The organism is Endozoicomonas arenosclerae (genome assembly GCF_001562015.1).
GTDB lineage: Bacteria > Pseudomonadota > Gammaproteobacteria > Pseudomonadales > Endozoicomonadaceae > Endozoicomonas_A > Endozoicomonas_A arenosclerae.
The window spans coordinates 1-2,613 of the sequence record NZ_LASA01000231.1 but is presented as its reverse complement, the minus strand read 5'-3'; the positions used below and the strand labels follow the sequence as shown (position 1 = coordinate 2,613).

At 40.0% G+C, this 2,613-nt stretch carries 5 protein-coding genes and 1 pseudogene; 4 read left to right on the top strand and 2 right to left on the bottom strand.

What is annotated here, in order from left to right:
* Positions 1–233, top strand: a 233-nt coding sequence (locus tag WG89_RS29870; protein WP_172806950.1) for a transposase, incomplete at its 5' end; no start/stop codon positions are given.
* Positions 234–496: 263 nt separating this feature from the next.
* Here the strand turns inward: WG89_RS29870 and WG89_RS30860 are convergent.
* Positions 497–790, bottom strand: coding sequence for a hypothetical protein (locus tag WG89_RS30860; RefSeq protein WP_153301882.1), 294 nt, complete (start codon positions 788–790; stop codon positions 497–499).
* A gap of 195 nt (positions 791–985) precedes the next feature.
* Between WG89_RS30860 and WG89_RS28065 the strand changes: the two genes are divergently transcribed.
* From WG89_RS28065 to WG89_RS28055, 3 genes are all read left to right on the top strand, one after another.
* On the top strand, positions 986–1,474 hold the full coding sequence (locus WG89_RS28065; protein WP_245662992.1) for a nuclear transport factor 2 family protein: 489 nt from the start codon (positions 986–988) through the stop codon (positions 1,472–1,474).
* Between the two features lie 95 nt (positions 1,475–1,569).
* Positions 1,570–1,938, top strand: coding sequence for a hypothetical protein (locus WG89_RS28060; protein WP_062271026.1), 369 nt, complete (start codon positions 1,570–1,572; stop codon positions 1,936–1,938).
* A 117-nt stretch (positions 1,939–2,055) separates the two neighbouring features.
* A complete protein-coding gene (locus tag WG89_RS28055) occupies positions 2,056–2,385 on the top strand; it encodes an HIT family protein (RefSeq protein ID WP_062271024.1) in 330 nt (109 codons plus the stop codon).
* A 14-nt stretch (positions 2,386–2,399) separates the two neighbouring features.
* Here WG89_RS28055 and WG89_RS28050 read toward each other — a convergent pair.
* Positions 2,400–2,613: pseudogene (locus tag WG89_RS28050) on the bottom strand (hypothetical protein); the annotation flags it as partial.

The window sequence follows — 2,613 nt, the reverse complement described above, 5'->3', positions numbered from 1 at the left end:
TGGGAATACATGTATTGCCTGCCTATTCCCCAGAGCTCAATCCTGATGAATTTGTCTGGGGATTCCTGAAATCAGGATGTATAGGAAGAATGATCTTAAGAACGAAAGATCAATTCCTTAAAGCCATTTCATCAGGCCTTAAGAAGCTTCAGAGGAGTCAAGGTATCATTCTTGGTTTCTTTAGAGCAGAGCATACTGCCTATGCATGTTTGGAGACGTTTTCGGGTAGTTAATGCACATATCAATAACTGACACCTCAGATTTGAGGTATTCACGAGTAAAGTCAACGGTCGTAAAATTTCCCATGTTGTTCGAGACACTATTCGTTTATAGGCTGAAGAGTGCCTCTGTCAACAAACTATCCGAAAAGTAAGCTACTCACAGACCATCTGTTTACGATTGGATAGACCGTTATGAAAAAGGTGGATTAGTAATAATTATGTAGATATCCCTGTTATAATAGCTCGGAAAATCAGACCACTATGACTTCAGTTCACTAAATCATGATCAATGCAATACCCTCAATGGCAGTCTGCAATGAATCCACAATTATTTCATAAATGTTGAAGTTCAAATCAACCAGATGGGCAGGCTGAAGTGGATCTACAAAGATGGTAACCATGAAGTTCAAGCCCTCAACCATGATCAACTGTTGAGGCATTTCAATTACAGGCTCTCCATGTTGCAGTTCAACAGTAATAGTGGCCAAGGCATTATCAGTATTGATTGTGACCTGGATATTTTGCGGAATATCAATACCCTGGAGCTGCTGAGGAATACTGTTTTTCATAGCACCTTCTACCTGAGCTTGATTCTGAGAGATCAGATCCAGAAGAGATAGTTCTGATGCATTCAGAAAATTCGGGTTTAAAAGCAAAGAACAGGCAATTGCAGAAAGCAAAAAGGCAGCTTTACTAAATTCATTCATTTTCAAAAAAAAAGCATTCAAAAATACATGGCTGAGCCTACAAGGTAGTTTGAGATAATGAAAACAACAACAATAAATATTTCAAAAGCAAACCTTCGCAGCAAAACCTTTCCTCATCAAAGCAATAAAGATAAAGCCAAACCTCAAGGTGAAAAGATGGTACCTGACATTATTAAAAAGTGGCATAACATTGTAAAAAGCAAAAATGTCGATTTATTGGATGACATTCTTGCTGAAGACGCGAGAATGATTTCCCCAATAGTTCACACCGTACAAGAAGGCAAAGAAATAACGAAAATGTACTTAACTAGCGCAGCCTTTGTACTGGGTAATGAGCATTTCAGGTATATTCGTGAAGTTTATGATGAAGGCTTTGCACTCCTTGAGTTTGAAACAGAGCTGGATGGCATCAAGGTAAACGGTGTTGATCTTATTTCCTGGAATGACAGCAATCAAATCACAGAGTTTAAAGTGATGGTGCGACCTCTTAAAGGGGTCAATGCAGTGCATCAGGCAATGAAAAAGGCTCTTGAGAGCATCCATTAAATCTGCTCTCTGAACAGGTAGAAGAGACATCCAAGCTACTGTGACCTTCTCCTGCTACTAGCGTTATATTGCTCCTATAGGCCTGGGTGAAAGACATGCTCATTTCGATCTTTAGAATCAAAGGTTCAGAGCAAAGCCTTACTTATCTCACAGAAAAAATAGACATTTTTGACGATGAAATTATGCAAGATGACAAAGGGAGAATAAATGGCATTAATATTGATATCTCAGAATCATCAAGCCTTTATAGTCATTTTGAAGAGCTTTCTAAGTTTTTAAATAAATTCTCTTCAGTCATTCAGTCTTCATCGTCTCATGGCTGTCACTGGACTCTGGATATTGGCTGTTCTGTTGGTGAAAAAAACATCTATGCAAGGTTTTTATCGTTTTCTCCTGAGATATTAGAGAAGTTAGTGTCAAACAAAATACATCTTGAAATCAGTGCCTACCCAGCTGGTGACTAGCACTATGTAAACACAATATAACAAGCCATAACAGCACAAGAGCCTTCGGCCAGGACACAATTTCAATACAACTCTGTCTCTAATACTTAATATCCCTAAATAAACAATGTGATTTTTATGTCTGACAATTACGATATAAACAATATATTCGCCAGAATTCTTTCAGGGGAAGCTCCGTGTGTAAAGGTCTATGAAGATGAACTGACGCTGGCTTTTATGGATGTTATGCCCCAAACAGATGGCCATGTATTGGTTATTCCAAAAGAAGAGTCCGCCACAATCTATGACCTCTCCAGAGAGGCGGCTACCGCTTGTATCCATACAGTACAGAAAGTAGGTAAAGCCGTAGAACAAGCCATGGGGGTTGAGGGGTCAACTATCTTTCAGCACAATGGCAAAACAGAGGGCCAAACCGTTCCTCATTTCCATTTTCATGTTGGCTCTTAATGGATTCCGGGGAGTTATCCAAACAACACTCCCAGAAGACCGGTTAGAGCTGCTTTCCCGCGCTTCTTGATATTGTGCAGGCACTCGAAGAAACCCAAATACAGCGGTAACTTCTCTTGTGATATACCCCGATGAGGACGCAACCAGGAACGCAACAGCGACCAGAACCCCTCCATTGTATTCACATGAATCTCATGAAAACCGTCGCCGTCCTCATCTCGTGCATAT